Source organism: Neorhizobium sp. CSC1952 (genome assembly GCF_030378245.1).
Lineage (GTDB): Bacteria > Pseudomonadota > Alphaproteobacteria > Rhizobiales > Rhizobiaceae > Neorhizobium > Neorhizobium oryzae_A.
The window spans coordinates 2,086,749-2,112,833 of sequence record NZ_CP128416.1 but is presented as its reverse complement, the minus strand read 5'-3'; the positions used below and the strand labels follow the sequence as shown (position 1 = coordinate 2,112,833).

Annotated in this window: 22 protein-coding genes; 2 read left to right on the top strand and 20 right to left on the bottom strand. The window is 62.1% G+C overall.

Features of this window, described 5'->3' with window-relative positions:
* Positions 1-6 precede the first annotated feature (6 nt).
* From QTA58_RS10470 to QTA58_RS10405, 14 genes are all read right to left on the bottom strand, one after another.
* On the bottom strand, positions 7-888 hold the full coding sequence (locus QTA58_RS10470) for an IclR family transcriptional regulator (RefSeq protein ID WP_289672724.1): 882 nt from the start codon (positions 886-888) through the stop codon (positions 7-9).
* Positions 889-919: 31 nt separating this feature from the next.
* Positions 920-1,939 (bottom strand): TRAP transporter substrate-binding protein, encoded by a 1,020-nt coding sequence (locus QTA58_RS10465; RefSeq protein ID WP_289672723.1) that lies wholly within the window; start codon positions 1,937-1,939, stop codon positions 920-922.
* 45 nt (positions 1,940-1,984) lie between these two features.
* Positions 1,985-3,841 (bottom strand): TRAP transporter large permease subunit, encoded by a 1,857-nt coding sequence (locus tag QTA58_RS10460; RefSeq protein ID WP_289673108.1) that lies wholly within the window; start codon positions 3,839-3,841, stop codon positions 1,985-1,987.
* Between the two features lie 317 nt (positions 3,842-4,158).
* Positions 4,159-4,965 (bottom strand): SDR family NAD(P)-dependent oxidoreductase, encoded by an 807-nt coding sequence (locus tag QTA58_RS10455; protein ID WP_085419802.1) that lies wholly within the window; start codon positions 4,963-4,965, stop codon positions 4,159-4,161.
* 110 nt (positions 4,966-5,075) lie between these two features.
* The gene (locus QTA58_RS10450; RefSeq protein ID WP_289672722.1) at positions 5,076-6,086 is read right to left on the bottom strand and encodes an amidohydrolase family protein; all 1,011 of its coding nucleotides are present in this window, start codon (positions 6,084-6,086) and stop codon (positions 5,076-5,078) included.
* Between the two features lie 19 nt (positions 6,087-6,105).
* The gene (locus tag QTA58_RS10445) at positions 6,106-6,885 is read right to left on the bottom strand and encodes an ABC transporter permease (protein WP_289672721.1); all 780 of its coding nucleotides are present in this window, start codon (positions 6,883-6,885) and stop codon (positions 6,106-6,108) included.
* The gene (locus QTA58_RS10440) at positions 6,882-7,697 is read right to left on the bottom strand and encodes an ABC transporter permease (protein ID WP_085419805.1); all 816 of its coding nucleotides are present in this window, start codon (positions 7,695-7,697) and stop codon (positions 6,882-6,884) included. Before QTA58_RS10440 ends, QTA58_RS10445 begins: the two co-directional genes overlap by 4 nt.
* Positions 7,694-8,488, bottom strand: a complete 795-nt coding sequence (locus tag QTA58_RS10435) for an ABC transporter ATP-binding protein (RefSeq protein ID WP_289672720.1) — start codon at positions 8,486-8,488, stop codon at positions 7,694-7,696. Before QTA58_RS10435 ends, QTA58_RS10440 begins: the two co-directional genes overlap by 4 nt.
* 58 nt (positions 8,489-8,546) lie before the next feature.
* Positions 8,547-9,527 (bottom strand): ABC transporter substrate-binding protein, encoded by a 981-nt coding sequence (locus tag QTA58_RS10430; RefSeq protein WP_289672719.1) that lies wholly within the window; start codon positions 9,525-9,527, stop codon positions 8,547-8,549.
* A gap of 71 nt (positions 9,528-9,598) precedes the next feature.
* Positions 9,599-10,885, bottom strand: coding sequence for an MmgE/PrpD family protein (locus QTA58_RS10425; protein ID WP_289672718.1), 1,287 nt, complete (start codon positions 10,883-10,885; stop codon positions 9,599-9,601).
* The gene (locus tag QTA58_RS10420; RefSeq protein ID WP_289672717.1) at positions 10,882-11,937 is read right to left on the bottom strand and encodes an aminopeptidase P family N-terminal domain-containing protein; all 1,056 of its coding nucleotides are present in this window, start codon (positions 11,935-11,937) and stop codon (positions 10,882-10,884) included. Before QTA58_RS10420 ends, QTA58_RS10425 begins: the two co-directional genes overlap by 4 nt.
* Positions 11,934-13,046, bottom strand: coding sequence for a Xaa-Pro peptidase family protein (locus tag QTA58_RS10415; protein WP_289672716.1), 1,113 nt, complete (start codon positions 13,044-13,046; stop codon positions 11,934-11,936). Before QTA58_RS10415 ends, QTA58_RS10420 begins: the two co-directional genes overlap by 4 nt.
* 11 nt (positions 13,047-13,057) lie before the next feature.
* Positions 13,058-14,767: a hydantoinase B/oxoprolinase family protein gene (locus QTA58_RS10410; protein ID WP_289672715.1), complete on the bottom strand. Its 1,710-nt coding sequence runs from the start codon at positions 14,765-14,767 to the stop codon at positions 13,058-13,060.
* Positions 14,768-14,770: 3 nt separating this feature from the next.
* Positions 14,771-16,834 (bottom strand): hydantoinase/oxoprolinase family protein, encoded by a 2,064-nt coding sequence (locus tag QTA58_RS10405; RefSeq protein ID WP_289672714.1) that lies wholly within the window; start codon positions 16,832-16,834, stop codon positions 14,771-14,773.
* A gap of 230 nt (positions 16,835-17,064) precedes the next feature.
* Between QTA58_RS10405 and QTA58_RS10400 the strand changes: the two genes are divergently transcribed.
* Positions 17,065-17,973: a LysR family transcriptional regulator gene (locus QTA58_RS10400; RefSeq protein WP_289672713.1), complete on the top strand. Its 909-nt coding sequence runs from the start codon at positions 17,065-17,067 to the stop codon at positions 17,971-17,973.
* Between the two features lie 38 nt (positions 17,974-18,011).
* On the opposite strand, the gene QTA58_RS10395 is transcribed toward QTA58_RS10400, so the two are convergent.
* The gene (locus tag QTA58_RS10395; protein ID WP_289672712.1) at positions 18,012-19,091 is read right to left on the bottom strand and encodes an acyltransferase; all 1,080 of its coding nucleotides are present in this window, start codon (positions 19,089-19,091) and stop codon (positions 18,012-18,014) included.
* A 186-nt stretch (positions 19,092-19,277) separates the two neighbouring features.
* Between QTA58_RS10395 and QTA58_RS10390 the strand changes: the two genes are divergently transcribed.
* Positions 19,278-20,090, top strand: a complete 813-nt coding sequence (locus QTA58_RS10390; RefSeq protein ID WP_289672711.1) for an MBL fold metallo-hydrolase — start codon at positions 19,278-19,280, stop codon at positions 20,088-20,090.
* Positions 20,091-20,144: 54 nt separating this feature from the next.
* Here QTA58_RS10390 and QTA58_RS10385 read toward each other — a convergent pair whose 3' ends face one another.
* From QTA58_RS10385 to QTA58_RS10365, 5 genes are all read right to left on the bottom strand, one after another.
* Positions 20,145-21,158: an amidohydrolase family protein gene (locus tag QTA58_RS10385; protein WP_289672710.1), complete on the bottom strand. Its 1,014-nt coding sequence runs from the start codon at positions 21,156-21,158 to the stop codon at positions 20,145-20,147.
* A 156-nt stretch (positions 21,159-21,314) separates the two neighbouring features.
* Entirely contained in the window at positions 21,315-22,094 is a 780-nt protein-coding gene (locus tag QTA58_RS10380; protein ID WP_085419947.1) for an IclR family transcriptional regulator, read from the bottom strand.
* 94 nt (positions 22,095-22,188) lie between these two features.
* Positions 22,189-23,439 carry a LysR family transcriptional regulator gene (locus QTA58_RS10375; RefSeq protein ID WP_289672709.1) on the bottom strand — a complete coding sequence of 417 codons (1,251 nt, stop codon included), beginning with the start codon at positions 23,437-23,439 and terminating at the stop codon, positions 22,189-22,191.
* A gap of 80 nt (positions 23,440-23,519) precedes the next feature.
* On the bottom strand, positions 23,520-24,443 hold the full coding sequence (locus tag QTA58_RS10370) for a methylenetetrahydrofolate reductase (protein WP_289672708.1): 924 nt from the start codon (positions 24,441-24,443) through the stop codon (positions 23,520-23,522).
* Positions 24,444-24,537: 94 nt separating this feature from the next.
* The gene (locus QTA58_RS10365; protein WP_289672707.1) at positions 24,538-25,950 is read right to left on the bottom strand and encodes an aminomethyltransferase family protein; all 1,413 of its coding nucleotides are present in this window, start codon (positions 25,948-25,950) and stop codon (positions 24,538-24,540) included.
* Between the last annotated feature and the right edge of the window lie 135 nt (positions 25,951-26,085).

The following is a 26,085-nucleotide window of genomic DNA, read 5'->3' as shown; positions in this document are numbered from 1 at the left end:
TTCGTTTCAAACCGGTTCCGGTGTTCGTGGCCGTACTGCCTGCGGCGTCTTCCGAGGCACCGGCTTTTCGGCGCTGAAGAGCGTTACCAGCTTGGCTTGCACCCGCTCCACCTCCTGACGCAACAGGCCTGCAAGCTCCTTCTGCCGCGTCTCGCCCATGCGGCTGTCGATCGCCGCAATCGACAGCGCCCCGGCAAGCCGCCCGTCGGGCAGCAGGATCGCCATGCCGATGCCCCAGGAATTGGCGATCACTCGTCCGGGGTTGAGCGCATAGCCGTTCTCCCGCGCACGGGCGACGTCCGCGCGGATGATCTCCGGCGAATAGCCGGGATACTGAACGGCGATGACGCCTTCGATCCGGCCGATGATGGCCTCGATCTCCTGATCCGGCAGCGCGGCCAGCATGGCGAGCGAACCGGCGCCGACGCCGAGCGGATTCTGGTCGCCGGTCTGCAGGGCATGGGTGCGCACGGGATGCGTGCCTTCTTCCCGATGCAGGCAGACGGCATAGTCGTCGCGGCGCATCGAGACGAAACTCGTGTCGGCCGAGCCGCCGGAAAGCCGCCTCAGGCTTTCGCCTGCCATTTCCAGAAGGCCGTGCCTTCGCGAGGCCAGCATGCCGAGCACGTAAAGCTCCCCGCCGAGATAGTAGCGGCGGGTAAGCTCATCCTGTTCGACGAGGCGTGACCGCATCAGCGCCATGAGCAGCCGCCGGGCGGTAGGCTTGTTCAGTCCGCTCTCGGCAACCACATCGCCCAGAGCAATCCCTTTTTCCGCAGCGCGACCGACGATGGAAAGGAGCTGCAGCGCCCTTTCCACCGCCTGTGCGCCGGAACCGGAAGCGGCACCATTCGGGAGACCCGACAGGTTTTCAATTATCTGCTCCATAGGCCGCTTCCCAATTGCATTCATCGGCCGTTCAACCCAACGACTTGCCGACGGCCTTTTCGAGGATCGCCCAGGCCTCGTCGCCGTATTTCGCCTTCCAGTCCTTGTAGAAGTTCGCCGTCCGCAGCTTCTCCTGGAAGAGTGCGCCGTCCGGCTTGTTGAACTTCATGCCCTTGCCTTCCAGCTCGGCCTGGACGCTCGCATTGAGATCCATGACATCCTTGCGCTGCAATTCGGCAGCGGCGTTGAAATGCTTCGAGACGATCTGCTGAAGGTCCTCCGGCAACGCCTGCCAGGAGCGGCGGTTGAGCAGGATCCAGAAGCCGTCCCACATATGGTTCGTCATCGAGACATATTTCTGCACCTCGAAGAGCTTGGCCGTCGTCAGGATGGCCAGCGGATTTTCCTGGCCGTCGACAATGCCGGTCTGCAGCGCCGTATAGGTCTCCGCGAAATTGATGGAGGCGGGCGCCGAGCCGAAAGCCGTGAACATCGAGGTCCAGAGCGGACTCACCGGCACGCGGATCTTGAAGCCTTCGAGATCTTTCGGCGTCTCGATCGGTCCTCTGGAGGACGTGATCTGGCGGAAGCCGTTGTCCCAGATCTTCTCGAGCGTCAGCAGCCCCTTCTTCTCGATCTCGCCGCGCACATATTTGCCCAGGTCGCCGTCCATGGCCGGCCAGACCTGATCGTAGCTCGGGAAAGCAAAGCCGACGCCGTTGAGCGATGCGTTCGGCACCAGGGTGGACAGAATGATCGGCGAAAGGCTGAACATCTCGACGCCGCCCGAACGCACCTGGTTCAGCATGTCCGTATCCGCACCGAGCTGGCTCGACGGGAAGATGTTGATCGCCATTCTGCCGCCGCTCTCCTCCTGGATTTTCGCGACGGCCTCCTTGGCACGGACGTTCATCGGATGCGTGAGCGCCTGGTTGTTGGCGAATTTATAGGTGAACTCGGCGGCATTGGCCGGCCGCGTGCGGATCGAAAAACTCGTGGCGATGCCTGTCGTGGCCGCGCCCAAGAGCAGCGTTCTGCGGTTGACGTTCATGAAATCCTCCTCCGATTTCAGTTCCCGGTTAGTGTCTCAAGGCCGTTACAGAAAGACCGTCGAGAAATAAGGCACGGCAGCGATCACCAGAAGGCCAACCATCAGCGCGCCGATATAGGGCCAGATGGCCTTCATGGCCTCGTCCGGCGAAACGTTGCCGATCTTGCAGGCGATGTAGAAACCGATGCCGATCGGCGGGGTCATGAGGCCGATATTCATCGCGGTCACGACCACCATGGAATAATGGATGTCGTTGATGCCGAGCGAGCGGGCAACCGGGAACATGATCGGCGCCATCAGCACGATCGCCGGCAGGCCCTCGAGCACGCAGCCGAGCACCATGAAGATCAGGATGGAGACCCCCATGAAGGTCATCCAGCCGCCCGGCAGGCCCTGCACCGCTGCCACGAGCTGCGCGGCAAATCCTGTCTGCGTGAGAGCCCAGGCCATGGCCGAGGCAGCCCCGAGGATCATCAGGATCGCACCCGACAATGCAGCCGTTTCGACAAGCATCGAATAAATCCGGCCAAGGCTGATACCGCCATAGAGGACGGCGCCGATGATCATCGCGTAGAGCACCGCGATGGTCGACACCTCGGTGGCGGTCGCGATGCCTTCGCCGACGGCGGTACGGATCAGGAAGGGCAGGACGAGCGCCGGTGCTGCGATCAGCAGGGTTTTCTTGATGACGGCGAATGGCGCGCGCCGTACGCCTTCCATGGCCTCGTGCCGGGATTTCCACCGCGCCAGGATCGCAAGCACCAGCAGCAGAACCATGGCGATCGCGAAACCGGAGGTGAAGAGACCGGCGATCGACACGCCTGCCGCAGACCCCAGTACGATCAGCACGATCGAAGGCGGCACGGTCTCGGCCATTGCCGCGCCGGTCGCCAGCAGGGCAATCATTTCCGGCGGCTTGTGACCGCGGCGCTTCATCTCCGGAAACAGTGCCGGCGCGACGGTCGCCATATCCGAAACCTTGGAGCCGGAAATGCCGGAGACCAGGAAGAGCGAACCGAGCAATACATAGGACATGCCGGCCCGCACATGGCCGAGCAGCGAAGCGAGAAACTCGACGATCGCCTTGCCCATGCCCGTCGCGTCGAGGATGCAGCCGAGCAGCACGAAGATCGGCACGGAAAGCAGGATGATGCTCGACATCCCTTCATCCATGCGGCCGATCATCACGAAGACCGGCACCGACGTTGTGAAGGAGAGAAAGGCGAGCGTTCCGAGGCCGAAGCAGAAGGCGATCGGCACGCCGAGCACCAGGAACAGCGCGACGAAGCCGACCAGGAAGATCGGGATATTCCAGTTGCCGATCTCCTTGAGGCTCGGTCCCACCAGCCAGAGCAGACCGGTCACCGCGGCGATGAACACCAAGGAAACGGCTATCTGCCGAAAGCCGGAGCCTTTCAACGCCTTGACGAGCGCCAGGATCAGCATCAGCGCGACGCCCGCGGGCAGCGCCGCGGCACGATAGCTCATCGGAATGTTGAGCGCCGCCGAGGTGATGTAGGATTCCTCGGTCGCGTATTCATAGGCCGGCCGCAGCATCACGCCGAGAAAAACCGCCATCAGCAGCATGGCAAGCGTACCGGCAAGTGCCTGGGCTTTTTCGGGCAGCATGCCGACGAAAAGCGTAAGCCGCAGATGTTCGCTGCGGTCGACGGCCATGGCCGCGCCGAGCATGGCAAGCCATAGGAAGGAAATCGACGCGACTTCATCGATCCAGATGATCGGCAGCGAAAAGACGTAGCGGGAAATCACGCCCGTCAGTAGAAGCGCGATGATGGCGACAAGCAGCACCGCCGCAACCGCCTCTATGGGCCGCATCCAGACGGAACCGGTTTGCTGGGGCGCCACCCCTTCGAGGCCGGCCAGCAGCGACGCCTCGTCCATCGGCTCGATCGTATTATTGGCTGCCGTCACGCGTCACCCTCCCTCCTTTATGCTGCGCCAGGCGCAAGCCGGAAGATTTTACGTCGGGACGACCGCAGGCTTGATAACCGCAAATGAACGAATCCGCCCTCCCCGACGATCCGTTCCCTCCTCCCGACGAAAGGCTCCTCCAGCCATCCGCATCGATCCATGATGTGGATCGTATTTTCTTAGGATTGCGGGAGTGTGCGCAACCCGAGAGGTTTAAGCAAGCCTAAAAACACAGAACGAGGAAAAACTTGCCAAAGCGATCCATATTACGGAACGTTAATTGCTCCTCAGGAAGTCACGCTTCCCGAAACCGTGACATGCAGTCCGCCATCCACGGGGAGCTCGACACCGGTGATGTATTTCGCCTCGTCGGACGCCAGGAAAACCGAAGCCCAGGCAATGTCCCAGCCGTCTCCCTGGCGTTTCATGGGGGAAAGCGCGTCGCGCTTTGCCTTCATCTCCTCCGACGAGCCGTAATAGCCGCTGATCTGCTTCTGGATATGCGGCGTGTCCATCACGCCCGGCAGGATCGCGTTGGCACGGATACCCTTCGCGGCATATTCGATCGCGATCGCCCGGGTGAAATGATTGAGAGCGGCCTTTGATGCATAATATGAAACGTATGGATAGCCGGTCCACCGGATGGAGGCGAGCGACGAAATATTGATGATCGCGCCGCTCCCCTGGCGCTCCATGATGGGCAGGACAGCCTTGCAGGTGAGGAACGCGCTGGTGAGATTGACGTCCATCACCCGCCGCCAGCTCTCTTCGGTAGCCTCCGCCGCGCCGCCCGGCGCATTGATGCCGACATTGTTGTGCAGCACGTCGATGCGACCGAAGCGCTCCATCGTCTTTTCGACTACGGCGGCGATGTCTGCGGACTTCGTGACGTCCGCAGCCAGCGCCAAACCCGCCCCGCCCTCGGACTCGATAACTTCAAGCGTGTTTCTTGCGGCATCGAGATTGACGTCGACGCAAACGACGCTGCCGCCTTCGCGGGCATAGGCGACGGCGGCAGCCTTGCCGTTCCCGAAACCCGGCCCGACCGAACCGGCGCCGAATACGAGAACGACCTTGTTCTTCATGCGATCCATGCGTTGCTCCTCCCGGCCGCTCTCCCCGGCGGCCTGAAACAACTTAGGATGCGGTTTCCATTCGGTCCATGTTCAATGACGAACAGGATATGTCCGGAAACGTAGTAAGATCAGGCCGCGGCGGCAGCCGGCAGCTTCAGCCCGAGAATGCGGATTGCATTGTCGTGGAAAATCTTCTGCTTCACTGCCGGCGTCATCTCGATCTCGTCGAGCAGCTTCAGGCAGACGGCCGGATCCCAGCAGGGATAGTCCGTGCCGTACATGACGTTGTCCGCGCCGAAATATTCGATCGCAAACCTCATCCCGGCCGAGTGCGGCGAAACCGTATCGGTGAACATGCGGTGGAGATAATGACTGACCGGCTTCGGCAGGCCGGCGGTCTTGGAATTCTTGTCCATGCGGCCGGACTGATAGGGCAGCGCGCCGCCGGTATGCGACATGACGATCTTGAGCCCGGGATGCCGTTCCAGCATGCCGGAGAGGATGAGGCGCGAGGCGGCTGCGCTCACTTCCATCACCCGGCCGAGGCTGAGGTGGAGTGCATCGTTATACCCCTGCAGCAGGTCGGCGAAGACCGCATCGGTCGGGTGCAGGAAGACCGGCAGGCCGAGTTCCTCCACGCGGCTGTAGAAGGGTTCCAGCCGTTCGTCGTCGATCATGCCTTCCTTGCCGACGCTGCCCGGCAGGTTGACGCCCATCAGGCCAAGCCGGTTGACGGCATCGTCCAGCACGTCGATTGCCACCTTCGTGTCGACGAGCGGAATGGCAGCCGAAGCCCAGACACGGCCGGGATAACGCCGCTGCGCCCAGGCCATTTCCTCATTCCAGGCGAGCGCCGCGTCGCGGCCCTCTTCCACCGGAAGCTCGGAGAAATAGACCGAGAGGGGACCGATCGAGCAAACGACGGAGATGTCGTGGCCAAGGCTGTCCATATAGCCGAGCTGTTCGTCGAGATCGAACCATTCCTTCCAGCTCGCCACCGTGCCGCGGCGGCCGTCGGCACCGTGATAGGTGTAGCCGCCGCGCGCGTTCACCACTGCCCTCGGAAAACCCTCACGCTTCAGAAGCGGTTCGAAAATCGACCGCGGCCACCAATGGAAATGGGAATCGATGATCTTCATGGCTCTATCCTCGATGGTTTCAGCGGCCGGTATCCGTCCGCCAGGAGTCGGTCTTGGATTCTAGGAACGACAGGATCTGGGTCAGGATGACGCCGAGCAGGATGACGATGACGATCGACACCATCATCCTGGTCGTCTGCATGAGCTGCCCGTAATAGGTGATCGCATAGCCGAGACCGGCATTGGCGCCGAAGAGTTCCGCCACCACGACGCCGGTCAGTGCACGGCCGACACCGAGGCGAAGACCGGCCATCATGACAGGCACAGAACCCGGCAATGCGACCCGGAAGAAAATGTCATAAGGCTTCGCCCCGAAGGAGCGGGCGGCGCGGGCGAGGTCCCGATCGGTATTCTTGATGCCCGAGAGCGTGTTGGCATAGATCGGCGTCAGCGCGAAGAGAAAGGCGATCGCGATGATCGTCGGCGTGCCGTAACCGAGCCAGGCGACGAAGAGCGGATAGAAGGCGACGGTCGGGGCCGAATATTTGAACCAGATGAAGGGTTCGAGCGCCGCTTCCACATCCGAGAACCAGCCGGCCAGCATGCCGAGCAGGATACCGGCGACAGTGGCAAGCCCCATCGACCAGGCGAAACAGTAAAGCGTCGCGCCGACATTGGCCGCAACCTGGCCGTCCTCGAACTGGGCAACGAATTCGGTCCAGACCTGGCTCGGCGTCGAAATGAAGAACGGGTTGATGAAACCGCCGTCGACAGCGATCTGCCAGAGGACGACCAGGACGACCATCGACAGCGTGCCGAGGATCAGCGCCTGACGGCGATAGAAGAGCTCGGCGATCATTTCGACCTCCAATCGCGGACCTTGTTTTCCACCGAACGGACCAGGATCGTCAGCGTATAGCCGAAGGCGCTGACAACCAGCGCGTAGACGAGCAGGCGGTCGATGCGCATGGCCTGGCCATAGAGATTGAGCTGGTAGCCGATGCCCGCCTGCGACACGAAGAGCTCGCCCACCACGACGCCGAGCACGGCGCGGCCGACAGCAAGTCTGATGCCCGTGAGCAACGCGGGCAGCGAGCCCGGCACCAGCACGCGCGAAAAGATGTCGAATTTGGAGGCTCCGAACGAACGCGCCATGCGGAGAAGCTTCGGATCGGCCTCGCTCATCCCGGCCATCGTGTTCAGCACGATCGGGAAGACGGCGCCGAGGAAGACGACCGCGATCTTCGGCGCCATGTCGATGCCGAGCCAGATGACCAGGATCGGCAGGAGCACCAGCGTCGGCGCGATATAGAGCGCCATCAGCGGCGGATCGATCAGATAGCGGGCGATCTTCGACGTGCCGAGCAGCACGCCGAGCGGAATGGACACGACGATCGCCAGCGCAAAGCCGGCGACGAATTCCGTCAGGCTGATACGCGCATGATAGAGAAAATTGTCATTCCTAAAGATATCGATCGCCGCGAGGAAAACCTCGGTCGGCCGACTGGTGAAACGGCCGTTCACCCAGCCCATCGACGGGGCCACCTGCCAAAGGACAAGGAACAGCAGGACGGCCAATGTGCCCACCACCGCCGAGCGGGACGGATACAGGAAAGAAAAGGAAACCTGTTTGGCTTCCGCCGGTGCGGCGGTCATTTCTGCCGATCTCATGCGACCTCCTGCACCAGCTGCATGCTGGACATGTCTTCCGCCAGATGCGCGCGCAGGCGCTTGCGGAGATTGTGGAAATCCTCGCTGTCGAGCACCTCCTCATCACGCGGGCGCGGCAGGTCCACCTTGATCACTTCCTTGATATGGCCGGGGTTGCGGCCCATGACCACGATCTTGTCGGCAAGGAAGATCGCTTCATCGATATCGTGGGTGACGAACAGCGCCGTTTTCTTGTCGCGCTCCCAGATACGCAAGAGCTCGGTGCCCATGATCTCGCGGGTCTGGGCGTCGAGCGCGCCGAAAGGCTCGTCCATCAGCAGCACTTCGGGATCGACGGCGAGCGCGCGGGCGATGTTGACGCGCTGGCGCATGCCGCCGGAAAGCTGGTGCGGCTGATAGTCGGAAAAGCGGCCGAGACCGACGAGACGGATCATCTGCATGGCCCGTTCATCGAGATTGCCCCCGCTCCACCGCTGCATTTCGAGCCCGAACTTGACGTTGCCGCGGACCGAGCGCCAGGGAAGGAGCGACGCTTCCTGAAACACCACGGCACGGTCGGGACCGGGGCCGGTCACGTCCTTGCCGTCGATCCGGATCGAACCGCGCGACAGGGCGACAAGCCCCGCGACGGCCATCAGCAGCGTGCTCTTGCCGCAGCCGCTGGAACCGACGATGGTGACGAATTCGCCCTTCTCGACCGAGAGAGCCACGCCGTCGACGGCGGAAAACACCTCGTCGCTCTTCGGTTTGCGGTAATCGATCCCGAGATCGCGGATTTCAATCTGCGCCACTTCTCTTTCCTCCTGAGCGGGCCTCCGCCCGCTCGTTATACTATCATACAAACGGAGCTTACGGCTTCCATTCGTTGTAGGTGTCGTGGAACGTGCCGACCCAGTATTTTTCGACCGGCATGGGCTCCTTGTAGGTGCCGTTCATGATGCCGATGTCCCAGAAGGTCTTCATGCCGGCTTCGCTCGGCATGCGGCCGTCTTCGAAGATTTCGTCGATGAAATCGTCGTAACCGCGGCTGAGATAGGTCTCTTCGAGGCCGAGCTTTGCGGCGAGCAGCTTGACCGACTCCTCCTTGTGCTCCTTGGCCCAGCGCACCGCCTTGGCAAAGCCGCGCAGCACGGCCTTGATGGCGTTCGGATCGTTCTTGATGAAATCCTCGCGCGCGTAGAAGACGTGGAACGGAAAGTCGGGAGCGATCGACTTCTGTTGCAGGATCAGGTTGAAACCGCGGTCTGCCGCCATGAACTTTTCCGGCGTCGCGAAGATGTTGACCTCGAGCTGGCCGGCTTCCATCGCGGCAAGACGCGGGACCGAACCGCCACCCTGGACGATCTGCACATCGGTTTTCGGATTGATGCCCTTGGTCGAGAGGGCATAGCGGGTGAGGAAGTCGGTCGATGAGCCGAAGGTCGAGATGCCGAAGCGCTTGCCCTTGGCTTCGTCGAGCGTCTTGATCGACGGCACGGCGTACCAGTCGAAAACCGCCATGTTGAACCCGCCGTAGAAGATTTTTACGCCCTGGCCGGTCTCGACACCCACCAGCGCTTCCGAAAAGGCGCCAACGCCGATATCGACGGCACCGGCGACCATGCCGCGCACCAGTTCGGTACCGCCCTTGAAGGCGACGACCTTCACGTTGACTCCCTCTTCCTTGAAGAAGCCCTGGGCGTCTCCGACATAAATCGGCAGCAGGGTCGACGTATTGAGCGGCAGGCCGATCGTAATATCGGTCTTCTCGATCGCCTGGGCGCTCGCCACTTGCCAGGAGAGCGCGGTCAATGCCGCCGCGGTCGCCAGTGTTTTCAGGAATTTCAGCATTCTCTCTCCTCCTTATGAGATGCCTGCACTCCTCTGCGGGCATCCGTCATGATGTTAAATTCAGAGTCTCTTCAGGCCGCCTCGCTCTTCGGGGCCGGAAAACCGGTCAAGCTCCGCATCAGGCCACGCGCCTCGGCGACCGCCGAGAGATCGGCGCCCGCGAAGGCCGCCTCGATCCGCTGCAACGGCCGCGTCACAGCCATCGGCAAGCTTTCGAGTTTGCGATCGAGGGCGCTATGCAGGTTCTCGTCGGAGTTCTGCGGCCAGACAGCCTCACGTGTCTGGCCCTTCTCCGACACGACAACCCGCGCCGGCCAGCCCTCGACGGGAAGACCATCATCCGCCGTAACGGTGACACGCCTGGCTAGATCCAGGGCATTCCCGTCGAACGGCCGGCTGCGATCCACGTCCATCAGTCGCGGCGGCTCATAGGCGGCGATGCCCAACTGCAGACCGAGATGGGCGATGGTCGCAAGCCTGTCTTCGGTATCGAGCGGCCGGCCGACGACCGGAACCGCAACCGGCGGCAGGAAAACCCGCACGGTTTCGATCGCATCCGGATCAAGGCCCTTGTGCAGCAGACTGGAAAAAGCCTGGATGGCATTCATCCCCTGGCGGGCCGAGACGAAAGGCTTCACGCCTACGCGCGCGATCGCCATCGGGTCGATGCGCTTTGCTTCCAGAGCGCCGGCGGCAGCGGCCTGCCCCTTCATCCAGGCGGGAGACAACAGATCGAGGTCGCCTTTGACGCCGGCCTTTGCGGCCAGTGCCGCGCGGATGCCCTTGGACGTCGCCTCGCCGATCACCAGCCAGCGTGCCGAAGGCATGCCGGAAGGCCGCCCGTTCCGACCGGAACTGCCAGCCATGGCGAGCACCAGCGCCTGTGCGACCCGCTCTTCCGAAAGATCGAGCGCGATCGCCACGCTGACCGCAGCGGCCGCAGGCGCCGCGAACAGGCCGGGCCAGGTTTCCGGCAATGCCGAAACGCCGCCGACGGCTTCCGAAAGCGCCACGCCGACCGAATGACCGGCAACAACGGCTTTCACATAGGTTCCGTAATCCTGCGCAAAGGCCAGCGCCGCCGGCACCGCCATGGCATCCGGCGTGGCGCAGGAAGGCACATGGATCGCATCCCATTCCGTGAACCTGATAACCGCCGACGCGCCCGCAGCAGAGGAGATTGCGTCGCCGGCACCGGTTTCGCGATAGAAGGCAAGCAAGGAGGAGGCTTCTTTCGCACCGGCACCGGCCGCCAGACAGACAAGCGCGTCGACGGTGTGCAGGTTGACGAGATCGCGGAGCTTCCGGTCTCCGCCATCGATCGTCAGAAGAATGGAAACGAGATCGCGTGCGTTCATTCGACGGCCTCTCGCAGAACGTTGTCGCCAAGCCCGACCGGCCGTGAGGTGATGATGGTCTCGCCATCCAGAGAAAACGCCGTCGTCAGGATGCCGTAAGGCACCGGCGCGCCAAGCGACGTTTCAGCATCCGCCACGACCTTGAGAGGCCGTGTTCCAAAGGGTGCTTCGAGATGCCAGTCGACAAGGCCAGCGCCCTCGGGCAGATAGAAAGTCGAAATCGAACCATCCGCCGGAAGGGTGGGAGCAACGCGGTCCAGCTCGGCGCTCACGGAGGCGAGACGCGCGGCGATTTCGGAAACGGAAGAGAAGGTTTCGATGCGGCGGACCCACACTCCGTTATAGGCGACCGAGAGCCGCACCGCGAAGGTCCGGCCGAGCTCGGCCTTGCCTGTGCGGATAAATCGACGGTCCTTTGCAAGGTCAGGCGCGACGGCAACGTAACATTCCTCGGCGCCAGCCAATCGTACGGCGCGCTCCACCGGGCCGGTGAAATCACCGGCATATCTGCTTTTGACATCACCGGCCTTGAATGCCTCGCGAGCGAGATCGTCCGTATGGCGGACCAGATTCAGCTCGGCATGATCGGCCTGACCGCGAACTTTCGTAAACAGGTCGGTCGCATCGGAAAGCTCGACCGGGAGGACGGAGAGAATCTCGTCCACCACACCGCCAGGCATGCGGTCCAGCTCGACCACGCCGAGACGCTTTGCACCGACCATGGCGAGCCGCTCGCCGGCAAGCTTGCCCGGGAAAGGCGAATGCGCGACCTCGAAGGTCGGGGCAACCGACTTCACCCATTCGCCGACGCGCTTGGAGAGCGCGGTGAGGAAGATCGGAGCGCCTTCGCGCAGCACCAGGACCAGTCCGTCCGACCAATAGGACGTGAAGCCGGAAACCCAGGTCACACCGGCCGAGCGCACATGGTTCGTGTAAATCAGCAACCCGTCGAGGCCGGCTGCCGCAATCGCCCGCTGCAACCGCGCCTGCCGAGCTTTGACGTCAGCGCTTGAAAGTTCGTCTTCGCGCCAGAGGATCAGTCCGTGTCTCATGCCGCTGCCCTCTTCGCATCGACCGAGAAGAGCTGGCGCGCCGTCTTCGTCAGGATTTCCGGCCCGTCGGTGCGGACGATCAGCGAGTCGCCATGCACGAAATAACCGATCTCGGGGTTATAGGTGTTCGGATGCACGATCAGGGACATGCCTTCCTCGATCACCGTATTCACGTCTTCGAGAATATGCGGCTTGGTATCCGGGAAGAGGCCGAGGCCATGGCCGCGCACGCGGGTATATTCACTGGTGACATAGTCCCCCAGTCCGTGGGCGCGAAAGATGTCGTTCTCGGCGCGGGCGATATCCGCCGCCGTGACGCCGGGCCTTACAACGGCAAGGCCGGCTTCCAGCGCGTCGTTGTAGATGCCGAAGACCTTGCGCTGCGCCTCGTTCGGCTCGCCGACCACCAGCGTGCGGCAGATCTGCACGTAATAGCCGTTTACGCAGGGCGTGAGCTCGGTGGTCACGAGATCGCCGGGCTTGAGCACCTTGCCGAGCGGCGGCGCCATGCCGCGTACTTCCGGTCCGCCGACGCCGATGATCATGAAATTGTCGTCGACGCCCTCGTTACGGAAGAAGGATTCGATTTCCGCGATCAGCTCGTAGTCTTTCTTGCCGACAGCGGCAGCATTGCGAAACACCGCATAACCTTCGTCCGCAAGCCGGGCAGCACCGCGTATGGCGGCCAGTTCGTCCGCGGTCTTCACCATCAGCAGCCGGTCGATCAACGCGGTCGCATCCTCGAAACGCAGATCACCGCGACGCGCCGCAAGCCCATAAGGCAGATGCCGCTTCGGGCCGGCCGCGATGCGGCTGTTGCCGAGTCGGCCGATGACGCCCGAAACCGTTCCGATCAGGTCCCTTGCAACGACGGTCTTGACCTCCGGGCATTCGAGTGAAGCCCGCTCGCCCTCCAGCTCGTCGTCGAGATAGAGGGTCACGTCACCGTCACGGGTGACGACGGCAAGCCCCTCGCCTTCGAGGATGCCGAAATCGGCGGCATAGCGCAGATAGTCGTTCTGCCAGGCATTGCCGTAGAGCACGAGGCCGTCCAGCCCCGCGTCCACCATCGCCTCGATCAGCCGTTTCCTGCGGATTTCGCCGATCATCGCCACGCTCCTCAGCCGTTCACCGCGATGCGGCGCGGCAAAGCCGGTTCGCCGTAGCCATAGTCGCGGACCGCCGCTTCCGGCGAAACGAGACCGTTGGCGATGTCCTCTTCCAGATCGGTGCGCGAACGGTTGCGCGGATCGCCATACCCCCCGCCGCCGGCGGTGAGGAAAGTGATGCGGTCGCCCGGCTTGAACTGCACGTCGGTCGCCTTGTGGACCTTCTGCTGCGTGCCGTCGGCGCGCTCGATGATCGCGATCGAAATCTCGCCGGTCTTGCCTCCGTGCAGACCCCAAGGCGGGGTGACGGTGCGGTCGAAGTTGATATTGCCGCGGCAGGCGCGCAGGCATCGATAGGTGAGTTCGATGCCGAGACCGCCGCGATGTTCGCCGGCGCCGCCGGAATCCGGCCTGAGCGCATGGCGCTCGATGATGAAGGGATATTTGATTTCCTGCAGCTCGACAGGCGTGTTGCGCACGTCGCCCTGGCAGACGGAGACTGCGGCGGATTCCCCGTCCTCATGCGGCCGGCCGCCCCAGCCGCCCCCAAAAATGTTCATCAGCAGGAAGCGCGAACCGTCGTCGTAGAAACCGAAGAAGGAGCAGCCGCCCATGTCGCCTTTATGAGCCGCCGGAATGAGTTCCGGCACGGCCGGCGCCAGCGCCTTGAGGATCGTATCGATGACGGTGGGCAGCGCGATGCTCCACTGGCCGAGGGCTGCCGGCGGGCGGGCGGACAGAATCGTACCGTCCGGCAGATCAACGTTGAGCGCCCGGAAGCACCCTTCGTTGACGTCGAGTTCCGGCGAGGTGAGCGCCTTGAAGGCGACACGGGCGGCGGCGATGCCGCCCGATCGGCCGGCATTCAGCGGTCCGTTGACCTGCGGATGCATGCCGTGGAAATCGACGGTGATGGTCGAACCAGAGACGATCACCTTGACGGCGATCTTGAGCGGCGTGGCAAGGTCGCGGCCGTCATTGTCGAGATAGCTCTCCGCCGAATAGGTACCGTCCGGAATGCGCTCGATGACTTGGCGGACCGCCTTGTCGGCATGATCCCAGATGGTTTCGACGCAGCTTTCGACCACGTCGCGGCCATAACGGGCGACGAGTTCCGAATAACGCTTGGCGCCGATCTGGCAGGACGCGATCTGGGCGCGCAGGTCGCCGAGGCTGGCGTCCGGATAACGGATATTGTCCTGAATGATCTGGTAGAGCGTGTCGTTCAGCTCGCCGGCCTTGTAGATCTTCAGCGAACGCATCTGCAGGCCTTCGGAGAAGATGTCGGTCGTGGCGTTGGAGCCGAAACCCTGCCGGCCGCCGCCGATATCGACCCAATGGGCGCGGTTGGCGGCAAAGCCGATCAGCTCGCCGTCGTGGAAACAGGGCGCGTAGACGACGACGTTGTTCAAATGCTGGCCGCAGATATGGCCGTGGTTCATGACGAGCACGTCACCCTCGTCAAAACCCTTGAGGCCGTATTTCTTGATCCCGTCCTCGACGGCGATGCCGAGATCGGCGAGGAAGATTGGCAGGCCGCCGCGGTTCTGCGAGATCATCCGTCCCTGGGTGTCGATGAGACCGCAGCAATAGTCGCGGACCTCGTAGATCATCATGTTGTAGGCGGATTTGCAGAGCGCCTCGGCCATCTCGTCGCCATAGGCGACGATGGCATTGCGGACGACTTCGACGGTGATCGGATCGTTCTTCTTCAGAGTCATGTCTTATTCCTCGCTCTGCTTTGCGAGCGTCACCAGGAGATGGCCGGCTTCGTGGACGACCACTTCGTCGCCGGGATGGATCAGGATGGTGGAGTTCGGCTCCTCGATAACGGCGGGGCCGGTGAGCTTGAAACCCGCCGGCAACGCCGGACGCCAGTAGATGGCGGTCTTGAGCGGCTTGGAGGCATCATCGAAGACGACATCGCGGCTGCCGACTTCGGCCTCCGCTTCCGGCTCCCACGGCCGCGACAGCCATTCCTCGGCGACATTGTCCGTACGGGCTGCCGTCAGAACCAGGCGCAGGCTGACGACTTCCAGCGCCTCGGTCGGGGCTGACTGGCTGTAACGGCGATCGTGCTCGGCATCGAAACGCTTGCGGACCTCGCCGGTGTCGCCGAAAAGCTGCGCCGTGCTCTCGATCGGGATCGAGATCGCATGCTCCTGGCCGGCATAACGCAGGTCGGCGAAGAAGCGGTAATCGGCTTCGGTTTCCGAGATGCCGTCGCGCTTCATCTGTTCGCGGGCGCTGGCGACAAGTTCCTGATAGACCTTGTTGACGGCCTCTTCCGTCAGTTCGCCGACGCGGCCGATGAAGGTCTGCACGAAGTCCTGGCGCCACGAAGCCATCAGCATGCCGAGCGCCGAGAACGTTCCCGGCAGTTTCGGGATGATGACCTGCGGGATGTAGATCTCGCGGGCAATGGCGATTGCATGCAGTGGGCCGGCGCCGCCGAAGGCGATCATCGCCGTGTCGCGCGGGTCGATGCCCTTGTGGATCGAGACCGCACGCACCGAAAGCGACATGGACGTGTCCGCGATCTTGGCGACACCGAGCGCCGCCTCCACCGCATTGAGCCCCAGCTGCGTCCCGACCTTGTTCATCATCGCCCGCTCGGAAGCGGCCTTGTCGAGCGGCATGCCGCCGTTCAGGAAACGCTGCGGGTTGATGCGCCCAAGGATCAGGTCGGCGTCGGTCACCACCGGCAGGTCCGCGCCCTTGCCATAGCAGGCAGGACCCGGATCGGCGCCGACGCTCTGCGGACCGACATGCAGGCCTCCGGCATTGTCCACCCAGGCGATCGAACCGCCGCCGGCGCCGACTTCGACGATGTTGACGACCGGCAGCTGCATCGGCTGGCCGTCTGCCTCCTCACCGATCACGTAGCCGGTTTCGATAGCCGGCGCTCCATCGGTGATCAGGCTCGACTTCGCAGTCGTGCCGCCCATGTCGAAGCCGATGCAACGCTTCAGGCCGAGCATTTTTGCGAGACGCCCGGCGCCGATCATGCCGGCGACCGGACCAGATTCCATCATCGAGACCGGCTGTTCCTGCGCCTGCCCGATGGACATGACACCGCCGTTCGATCGCATGATATGGATTTTACCGCCGAAGGCGCCGGAGCGGAGATAGGTTTCCAGACGCTTCAGATACCCTTCGACGCGCGGGCCGACGAAGGCATTGAGCGCCGTCGTCGAGGAGCGTTCGTATTCGCGGTATTCGCGGAGGATCTCGTGCGACAGCGTCACGAAAACATTCGGCAGCGCCCGGCGCAATATCTCGCCGACGCGGCGCTCATGCGAGGGATTGGCCCAGGAATGCAGCAGGCAGACCGCAACGGATTCGACGCCGCCCGCCTCGATTTCGGAGATGATTCCAGCCAGGGCCTTTTCGTCCAGCGCTTCCAGGACCTCGCCGGATGCCAGGATGCGTTCCGGAATTTCAAAGGTCAGGCTGCGTGGCACCAGCGGCTGCGGGCGCTTGAAGAACAGGTTGAAGGCCTGGATGCGGTTCGAACGGCCGATCGCATAGACATCGCGGAAACCGGCCGTGGTGATCAGCGCAGTGCGGGCGCCCTTGCGTTCCAACACCGTATTGATGGCGATCGTCGAACCGTGGAGGATTTCGTTGAGCGTGTTGGGATCGCAGTTCGCGAGTTCCAGGCTGCGGGCGATGCCCTGGGTCGGATCGGCCGGCACGGTCGAGGTTTTCGACGTCACGATCTTGCCGTCGACATAGCCGACGAGATCGGTGAACGTACCGCCAATATCAATTCCGACAATATTCATGCGTCCTCCTGTCCGCACGCGGCAACGTGCGGAATGCTATGTCTCCAGGGATTGCCGAAACTTCGGCTTCGGGTGGCGGGACACTCCGGCTGACGTCAGTGCGTCAGGCTCCCAAACAGATCGTCCTCGTCATTCCTCATCCTCGAACAGCATTTGATCCATCCGAACGATAAAGAGCAACGGGTTGGAGGGCTTTAGGTTTGATAGCCTATAGGCTATAGGTTATCACCATGTTCAATGTCACGCTGCGGCGAATGGAAGTTCTGGTTGCAGTGGTCGAGGAGGGAAGCTTCGCGGCCGCGGCAGACCGTTTCGGCATCGCCCAACCCTCCGTCAGTGCGCATATCATGGCGATCGAGAAGGAAATCGGCGGCCAGATATTCGTACGGCGGCGTGGGCGCAAACCGCTTCTGACCGAGATCGGCCGCAGCGTCCTGCAACATGCGCGCGAACTGCTTGCCGAAGCCGACGACATGCGGGCCGAGGTGATAAAAATTCGCGGAGAGACGGGTCAGCAGGTGGTTCTATCCTGCCAACGCAGCCTCGCGAACTTCGTCTTGAAGAAGGAAATCACGGACTTCGCCCTGTCGCGGCCGGATATCCAGCTCGTTTTGAGAATCGGCAAGCAGGAGGATGTCTTTGCCGAAGTACGCGACGGCTTGGCGGATGTCGGCTGCTTTCTCGGCAACGAGGACATCCGAGGCATGCGCGCCGAGGTCATCGGCCGCGAAAAGCTGGTGCTGATCGCCTCTCCCGATCACCCGCTCGCCCGCCGCAAGCGGAACAGGCCGCAGGATGTGGCGCGCTACGATTTCGTCGGTCCGCCTCCCTCCTCGCAGTTCGGCCGGGGCGTCTCGAAACTGCTCGCGAATGCGGGCATCGCCCATGTGAAAGTGGCGGCCCAGGCGACGGAATATCAGTTCCTGCGCGAATTCGTGGCGGCAGGCGTCGGCATCGCCTGTTCGCTGGAAAGAAGCGTGGCGGCGGATATCGAACGCGGCCTTCTGACGAAACTCGATTTCGCCGGCGACGACCTGACCTTCGACGTGCGTCAGATCGCTTCGCTTCGGCGGCCTTTGTCAAAACCCGCGGCGGATCTGATGGATTATCTCCGCACCAATCACAAATCCCTGGCCTGATCATTGCGGAGGCTTCCGCAAGCAAACCCGGCCGTCATTCAGGCCGTCCGTTGTTTCAAACGTCCCAGGCCGTCTTTCACTTGGCCGGCAGCGCGGATGATCGTCCGCCGCGCCGTCGGCTCGATTGTGCGGGCGATCGCCCAGGAACCGAACAACAGGATGGCGATCAGGACAAGCGCGACGAGCCAGCGGCTCTGTTCCGTGCCGAAACGCGCAAAAACGGCATAACCGATATTCTGGTGGAGCAGGTAGAGCGGATAGGTAAGCCCGCCGAGACCGATCGCCACGGCAGGACGGATGCGCAGCGAAGGCGCCGATGCCGCCAAGGTCATGGCGCCTAGTGCCGCTGGCCCGGACAATGCAAGACCGATGACGGAGTGCCCCAGCCCGTACGTTTCGACGAAATCGGGCTCGGTGAGGAACGGCGTTACAATCGCCCAGCAGGCGGCTGCGCCGAGCACGCAGAGATTTGCGATCGAAAAATGCTTCTGAACCTTGTAGAGGGCTAATCCAAAAGCGAAATAACCCGAATATTCGGTGATCAGCAGCTTCTGGATCGCACCGCTGCCGACCACGGCCTCGTTGACGACGGAAATCGTGAGCCAGGCCAGGACGACGGCGCGCCAGCCACGCTCGAAAAAGCCGGCCGCGATCATCACGAAAACCCAGCCGTAGAAGATGATTTCGTAGGCGATCGTCCAATAAGCGCCATCGAGGAAGGGCTGGCCGAGAGCGCGCGAGATGATGACAAGATGCGCCAGCCACTGCTTGAAAGTTGGCGGTTCGATTGTCGGCATATGCCAGATGGAGAGCACCACTGCCGTAATGGTCGCGCAGACGATGAAGGTCGGCCAGAGCCGGGCGAAACGCCCGACGGCAAAATCATAGGCGGAACGGCCCTCCGCCGACATGGTGATGACATAGCCGGAAATGGCGAAGAAGATCAGCAGACCGGTATCGAACCACATGGCAAGGGGCGCCAGTTCCGGGAAGCCGATCCCGCCGCCCTCGCCGGAAATCCGCATGCGAAAGCCGTAATGGAACGTCAGCACCATCAGCGCCGAAATGAGGCGCAGGATGTCCAGGTTCAACAGCCGGGCTGCCTTCGGGGCCGTCATTCGATCCTCGACGCGTGAAGAAAATCCATTCGAACCTTACCGGACCCGCCCTTTGGAAACGGTGAATCCATCGATGAGAATGTGAACGTTCTGACCGAAAAGGAAGCGGCGGCTTTCCTTTCAGCCGTGGATGGCGTTTCTTATCGGTTTGATGACAAGCGTGGTCGAACCACGCGGGAGGATCCGATGACGATTTTTCTCTGCCGCGCCTGCGGCACCTCTTTCGATGAGGCGGATGAAGCACCGGAAATCTGCCCGATCTGCAGCGATGAACGCCAATATGTGCCCGCCTCCGGCCAGGCTTGGACGACGCCGGAGAAGCTGGCGGGGACTCATCGCAACGCCTGGCTCCAACTTGAGCCGGGCTTGATGGCGATCCAGACGGTGCCGGCTTTCGCCATCAACCAGCGTGCCCTGCTTCTCCAGACACCATCGGGAAACGTGCTCTGGGATTGCATCGCGCTCATCGATGATGCGACCAAGACTATCATCGATGCTCTGGGTGGCCTCACCGCCATCGCCATCTCGCATCCCCATTATTACACGACGATGCAGGATTGGGCCGCAGCTTTCGACGCACCTATCTATTTGCATGCGGCCGACCGGGAGTGGATCTGCCGCCCCTCCGACTATATCCGGCTCTGGGAGGACGATGCCCTTGTCCTTTCCTCCGCGATAACGCTTGTCCGCGGCGGCGGACATTTCGCCGGCGGCACCATGCTGCATTGGTCGGGCGGTGACGGCAAAGGCGTGCTGCTCGCCGGCGATATCGTGCAGGTGACGCCCGGCGCCGACCATGTCTCCTTCATGTGGAGCTATCCGAACATGCTGCCGCTCAGCGCTGCTGAGGTTGCGGACGTCGCCGAGCGGCTGGCACCCTGGCCATTCGAGCGCATCTACGGCGCGTTTTCGCACCAGAACGTCCGGCAGGGCGGGCAGGAGATCGTGGCCCGCTCCGCGCAACGCTACATCGACCGGCTTTCCGGCCCGGCTCAATAGAAAACGCGCGGACGTTTTCTCGCCCGCGCGTTCCACAGCTGGGAGTCCGGCCGCTTACTTCAGGCCGAGCAGCTTCTTGGCATTGCCTTCGTAGATCTTCTGCCGCGTGGCGTCGGAAATGTTCATGTTGTCGAGAACCTTGATGGTTTCGCGGATGTACATCGGACCGCCTTCCGGATCGAACGGCGCGTCGGATGCGAACACTACGCGGTCCTCGCCGAAGAATTCGATCGCATGCTCGATCGCCTTGGTCGAACCGAAGCTCGCTGTGTCGGCGAAGAATTCCTTGAAATATTCGAGATGCGGGCGTTCCAGCGCCTTCAGCACGACTGAAAGATCGCGATCGGACGTGCGCTTGCCCATCTGGTCCCAGCCTGCTCCAACGCGGCCTTCGAAGAACGGCACCATGCCGCCGGCATGGTGGGTGACGATCTTCAGGCCCTTGTACTTGTCGAACATGCGCGAGAAGACGAGACGCGCCATGGCGGCCGAGGTTTCATAGGGCCAGCCGAACGTCCAGAAGATCTCGTATTCCGAACGGTCTTCCGTGAGATAGTCGGGGAAGTTTGCGCCACGCGAGGGATGCAGGAAGATCGGCTTGCCGGCCTTGGCCATATATTCGAAGAAAGGCTCGAACTGCGGCAGGTCGAGCGGCTTGCCGCTGTAATTGGTGAAGATCTGTATGGCGTGCGCGCCGAGTTCCTCGATGACGCGCTTGGTTTCCTTCATCATCCATTCCTGGTTTTCCATCGGCACGGTGGCGATGAAAGCCGGGAAGCGTTCCGGATACTTGCGGCAGAGTTCGGCCATGGAATCGTTGCCGATCTGGCCGAGGTCGTAGGCGCGCTCGGCGCCGGCGAGCTTTTCGAGCGGCGGCGAGGCGAGCGACAGGACCTGCTGATAGTCCTCGCCGAACATGTCCATGACCTGGAAGCGGCGGTCGAGGTCGGTCATCATCGGCACGGCGCCGCTGCGCATGGTGACGTCGGTCATCGTGCCGATATAGCCGATGAGGCGGTCGAAGAACGGCTTCGGCCAGATATGGTTGAAAATATCGATCTTCTTCATGGAATGCTCCTCCGATCTTGTCCCGATGAACCCTGAGAACCCAAAGGTCTCCGTGCCTCGGAAGCTTTTAGAAATCACGCCCAAACGCCTGTCTGGCTTGCACTCACCATGCGAAGGCGAGCGGATCAAGTCAAGCAGTTTTCTTGCAATATGAGATTATTGACTTAAAACTTTGTGACGATGCGAGGCAAGCGCGGCACTGATCTCGTCGGCCGCGCGTTTCACTTCCCGCCCGATCTCCTCGGCCACGGAACCAGACACGAGCTCCTGGGCTATCGTCACGGAAAAGCTTGCAATCGGGCTCTGGCCGGCATCGAAGATCGGTGCCGCAAAGCCCACGACACCCGGGGTCACCTCGCCATAGGCCAAGGCATAGCCCCTCTTGCGGACGGATCTGAGCGCATCCAGAACGGCCTCGACCGTATCGCCGACACCCGCCGCCTGCCACTCTTCGAGCGTGCGCTGGATCAGCGGTACAAGATTGCGGCGCGGCAGGAACGCCACGATGGAGCGGCCGATAGCACCGCGGCTGAGCGGCATGGGGCGACCGCGCGGATAGCTGCTGATCGCCTCACGACTGGAACTCAGGGAATCGACGCAGAGGATTTTCTCGCCATACCAGCGGACCAGAAGCGCGGTGCACTCGTACCGCCCTGTCAGCTGGTGCAGGTAAGGCTCACCGGAGAGGAGGAGGTTGTCGGATTTCCGCAGAAGATAATCCATCTCCACCACCCTCGGCCCGAGAGTGAAGCCGGTATTGGGCATGGAGGTCAGGAAACCTCTATCCTTGAGGATCTTCAGGTAGCGGTAGAGTGTCGGCCGGCTGTAGCCCAGCTCCTCCATCAGCTCTTCCGGCGTCCATTCGAGATGATCCTCGGTGAAAACATCGAGCACCGCTTGCAGGCGTTCGAGACTGTTGACGGCCTTCTTTCTCAAGATGCTCCCGCTCTCTTCAACGGCGCGCGACATCAGACCGGCCGGATACATGCGGGAATAACGATAAGCGCGAATTATGCAATGGCAAGTGGCGCTACTCGGCAGCCTTCAGCGGAGGCAGGTGCGCCCCTTCCGCCGCGCTCACCGTCTCCTCCGCCGCCACGACGCGGCGGATCGCCGCCAGATATTCCGCCTGAAGAGCCGTCGGCTGCCAGTTTCGGCGAGTGGTGATGCCGATCGAAAGCGGCTTTCCCGGAACTTCGTAGTTCAGGAGCGTGAGAAAGCCCGCTTTCAGTTCATGCCTGAGCTGGTGGCGGGAAAGCAGTGCCAGCCGATCCGATTGCATCAGGATGCCACGAAGGGCCGTCAGCGAGCCGGTCTCGACCGTGCCCTGTCTCCGCTGTCCTTCGGGAAATCCCTTGGCCAATGTGTCGAACGTGCTGCGGTTCGGCGTGCCCTTGCGTGCTACGACCCAGGGAAAAGCGGCAAGCTCCGACAGTGACACATCCGCTTCGCCGGAAAGCGGATGGCCGGCGCCTGCGACGACTGCAAGCCGGAAATCGAACAGCGGTTCCTGCACGAGCGACGCCGCGATGCCGCTGCGGAGCGCGCCGATGAGGAAATCGATATGGCCCATTTCCAGATCGCTGATGAGTTGCTCGTAGCTGCCTTCGAGAATCTCGAACCGTGCCATCGGATAGGTGGAGGCAAGCAGAGCGATGGCATCCGGCACGATGGTCGTGCGTGCCATGGGCAGCGCGCCGATCGAAACCAGACCGTCGAACCTGCCGCGCAGCTCCTGCACCTCTTCCGTGGCATTGCCCAGCTCCTTGAGCGAAAGGCCTGCCCATTGGGCAACGGCGCGCCCGGCGCTGGTAAGCCGTGTCGTGCGGCCGTCTGCCTCGAAAAGGCTCGTCCCGAGGACAGCCTCGGCGTTGCGCGCCGTTCGTTGAACTGCCGCCCCGGATTGATCGAGGATGCGCGCGGCCCCAGGGAAACCGCCCGCCTGTGCGAAAGCCTGCAAGGCCCGAAGATGGGAAATCGTCAGCCGTACGTCGGCGCCGGAATCACGGAAGCCGGCATCCGCCTGCAGCTTCTGACAACCGGTGCGAATGAGCTCCAGCGCCCGTTGAGAACGTACATGCACGACACGTCCCTCCGGCGTCGCCATCGCCTGGCCGGGGCCGCGCTCCAGAAGCCGCGAGCCGAAGAGATCTTCGAGACGGGAAATCGCCTGCGATGCGGCGGGCTGGGTAACGCCGATAATATCGGCGGCCTGGGTCAGCGAACCGGTTCGCAGGCAGGCGCAGAACAAACGAATGTGACGCAGATTGGGATAGTCCATCCCTGTCTCCTCCCCTGCCTTCTCTCCTCCCGGCAGCGGCGCTGCGGAACAGGTCCATCACCTGTCCCGCCGTTCAAAAATCACGGCACGACGTGACGCTCGCCGGTGAGTTGTTCGTTCATCCATTCGGCGCTGGAACGGATGCCGCCCAGCGGGAATACGTGGACCCGCTCGATCAGGCTTTCCGGATGGGCGGCCTTGTATTCGGCTATATCCGTCAGAACCTCGGTCGGCTCGTAGGGAACCAGAAGCTTGCTCAGGTCGAGCGCGCGCTTCTGCAGCACGTTGAGCGACGGGCCGACGCCGCAGGCGATCGCGAACTTGATCAGCGTCTGCAGCTTGGTCGGACCGGCAATGCCGAGATGGATCGGCAGCTTCACGCCGGCGGCGGCAATCCGTTCGGCCCAGGCGATGACCGGCTTGGCGTCGAAAGCGAATTGCGTCGCGATTGCCATGTCCGCGTCCGTGCGTTCGGAATAGGCCTGCTTGAATTTGAGTGCCTCATCGACGATCTTCGTGCTGCCGTCGGCATCGATATCCTTGTTGCCTTCCGGATGACCGGCGACATGCAGCCGCTTGAAACCGTAGCGATCGAACAAGCCTGATTCGATGAGCTGCAGCGAGCTTTCGAGATCGCCGACCGGCTTCGGAATGCCGCCGCCGAGCAACAGCGCCTGCTCGACACCTGCTTCGTTGTGGTAGCGCTTGATCCAGTCTTCAAGCGTGGCAACATTTGGAATGATGCGTGCCGGAAAATGCGGCATGACCTGGAAACCATCGTTCGTCAGGCGCTTTGCCGTCTCGACCATCTCCTCGATCGGCGTGCCGTCGATATGGGCGATATAGACCCGCGTGCCTTTCGGCAGCAGCGTCTTGAAATCCTCGATCTTTGCCGCAGTGCGCGGCATGACCTCGATGGAATAGCCATCGATGAGATCCCGAAAGCCGGCCAGCTCGACGGATCTCTCTTCCTGCTTGCTTTTGAAAAGGTTTAACAGTGCCATAATCGATCCTCCCCCCGTTTACACCAATGATGACTGTCCGACCCAAACGGACGGAGCGGCGTGCGAGAAAATGCTTTCTCGCACGCCATGGTGATCAGAGGGCCTTCTTTGTGCGCCAGCTTTCGGCGTAATTTTCACGTGCCTCCTGGGCGTAGGGAACGGCTGCGACGCGGACGCGGATTTCAGCCTGTCCGTGGCCCTGCTCGACCGAGGTCTTGGAAGTGCCGCCATCCGGCTCGCCCCAGACGAGCGTCAGGATGTCGTTTTCCTTGATGTCGGCATCGACGACGCCGAGCGACAGCATGGAACGCTCGTTGTAGCTGTAGCCGTTGAACATCGAGAGGCCGACGACCTTGCCGTTCTTCAGAACCTTGTCGAAGCTCGACGAGGCATAGTTGGAGAGCGGGAAGTCGATCCACTTCTTGGCCTGCTCGCCCGGCTGGAAGGCCGAAGCGATGACCTTTACGACGTCGTCCGAGTTCCACTCGAAGGTGACCTTGCGGCGCTGCGGGGTCTGCTTCTGCTTTTCGAGAGCAGCGCGGCCGACGAAGTCGTGGTCGAACTTCACATAGACGCCGTAACCCAGTTCATAGGGGTTCAGGTAGTAGTCTTCGATATTGTCGGAGACGAAGCTGCCGCCGATCGAACCGCTGGCTTCGTAGCTCTGGGCGGAAAGCCAGTCGCGATAGGCCTGAAGCTCTTCCCCGGTATAGATCGCCGGAAGCGGTGACGGGATCCAGCCCGATTCCAGCGTGTTGGTCGCATAGGCGCGGCTGCCGACCGGACGCAGGTCGACGCCTGCCTCTTCAGCGGCCTTCAGGATGGCGGCGCGGACTTCGTCCTTCTCGGCATAAGGACCCCAGATTTCGAGACCCGGAGCACCGGCCATGCCGTGGCGCAGGGCCTGAACCTTGCGGCCTGCGACGTTGATCCAGTCGACGTGGAAGAACTTGATCTCCGGGATGGGGCCGCCGTTCATCTTTTCGAAGACTTTCGGCGCATCCGGACCCTGGATCTGGAAGCGATAGTGAACACGGGTGACGAGCTTGCCGTCCGGACGCGACGGAGAGCGCGGATCGTGCGTCAGCTTGACGTTATACTTGCCGAGCGAAGCGTTGTAGAGCAGCCAGTTGGCAGTCGGGGCGCGGCCGACGAGGACGAACTTCTCTTCCGTTTCGCGGAAGATGATCATGTCGCCGATGACATGGCCGGCAGGCGTGACCGGAACATAGTGCTTGGCGCGATCGACGCCGAAATTGGCAAAGCTGTTGATCGCCAGGCTTTCGAGAAACTTGGCGGCATCCGGACCTTCGACGATCAGTTCGTCCATGTGGTGCGACTGGTCGAAGAGAACGGCGCCTTCGCGCCATGCGGCCTGTTCCGAACGCCAGTTTGAGAACTCCGGAGCAACAACCGGGTATACATAGATGCCGGTCTTGGAGTTGCGTAGATGCTCGACAGTGTTGCCGGCATCCTTCAAAACTTGCGTGAGATTGGCTTGGGTCACGGAATTCCTCCCTGTGGTTTGAAGTGTCATGTATACATGACGACATCGGAGGACAAATTCAAGGGAAAATATTCGGCAGGCTGACGATCGGCCTCCGGATGGTAAACCGAAGGCCGTCCGCCGGTGGAAAACCGG